Genomic DNA, 1,674 nt, shown 5'->3' on the forward strand with positions numbered 1-1,674 from the left:
TGGTCACGGCGTTGACGCCTGAGCGGCTGGATGGGGTGATGCGGCCCAAGGCCGATGGGGCCTGGCATCTGCATGAGCTGACGCGGGATCTGGATCTGTCCGCGTTCGTGTTGTTCTCTTCGCTGGCCGGGGTGCTGGGTGGTCCGGGGCAGGGCAACTACGCTGCGGCGAATGCGTTCTTGGACGCTCTGGCCGAGTACCGCAGCTCGCAGGGGCTGGCGGGCACCTCGCTGGCCTGGGGCCTGTGGCGAGAGGGTGGACTGGCCGACCTGGCCGAAGCCGACCTGCGTCGTCTCGCGCGCTCCGGCGTCGACCCGCTGACCGCCGAGGACGGACTGGCCCTCTTCGACGCCGCGCTCGCCACAGGACGGGCCGCGCTGGTTCCCGCCCAGCTCAACTTCAAGGTCTTCGCTCAGGCGGACTCGCTGCCACCGCTGCTGCGCGGTCTGGTGTCCACTCCCTCCAGGCGGGTCGTGACAGCGGCGTCGGAAGCGGCGGCCACCCTGAAGCAGCAGCTGGCGGCCCTGCCCCCGGCTGGGCAGCAAGCCGCGCTGGAAGGCCTGGTGAGCGACCAGCTGGCCGTCGTCCTCGGATTCGCCGACGCATCCGCGCTCGACGACGACGTCTCCTTCCAGGAACTGGGCTTCGACTCGCTGATGGCGGTGGAGTTCCGCAACCGGCTCAGCCAGGTCACCGGCATGCGGCTGCCGGCCACGCTGATCTTCGACTACCCGACGCAGGCGGCGCTCGTCCCGTTCCTGGCCGACGAACTGCTCGGCAAACAGGAGGTCGCGGTCGCATCGCGGATCACCACCGGTGATGACGAGCCCATCGCGATCGTCGGAATGGCCTGCCGCTACCCCGGCGGGATCGAATCGCCGGAGGACCTGTGGCGGTTCGTGGCGCAGGCGGGCGACGCGGTGGGCGAGTTCCCGTCCGATCGCGGGTGGGATCTGGAGCGGCTCTACGACCCGGAGCCCGGCAACCGCGGCACCTCCTATGCCCGGCACGGCGGGTTCCTGTACGACGCGGCGGAGTTCGATCCCGGTTTCTTCGGGATCAGTCCGCGTGAGGCGCTGGCGATGGATCCGCAGCAGCGGCTGCTGCTGGAGAGCTCCTGGCAGGCGATCGAGCGCGCGGGGATCGATCCGCACGGGCTGCGCGGCAGCCGTACGGGCGTGTTCGCCGGCGTGATGTACCACGACTACGCGAGCCAGCTCTCCTCGGTACCGGAGGAGCTGGAGGGGTTGATCGGCACGGGCAACTCGGGCAGCGTGGCCTCGGGCCGGGTGTCGTACACGTTCGGGTTCGAGGGTCCGGCGGTGACGGTGGACACGGCGTGCTCGTCGTCGCTGGTCGCCCTGCATCTGGCGGCGCAGTCGCTGCGGTCGGGCGATTGCGATCTGGCCTTGGCCGGCGGTGTGACGGTGATGGCCACCCCGTGGACGTTCATTGAGTTCGCGCGGCAGCGCAACCTTTCGGTGGACGGCCGCTGCAGGGCGTTCGCCCAGGCCGAAGGCGGCGTCGGCCTTTCGGAGGGTGTGGGCATGCTGCTGGTCGAGCGGTTGTCGGACGCTCGCCGCAACGGTCACCGGGTGCTGGCGGTCCTGCGCGGCAGTGCGGTCAACCAGGACGGGGCGAGCAACGGGCTGACGGCGCCGAACGGTCCGTCGC

General features: G+C 70.5%; 1 protein-coding gene. It reads left to right on the forward strand.

The features are described from left to right. Positions 1 to 38 precede the first annotated feature (38 nt). Positions 39 to 1,674 (forward strand): beta-ketoacyl synthase N-terminal-like domain-containing protein (locus ACWJ6R_RS35945; RefSeq protein ID WP_449066481.1); only part of this gene is annotated, 1,636 nt, incomplete at its 3' end.

Source organism: Planomonospora algeriensis (assembly GCF_977012225.1).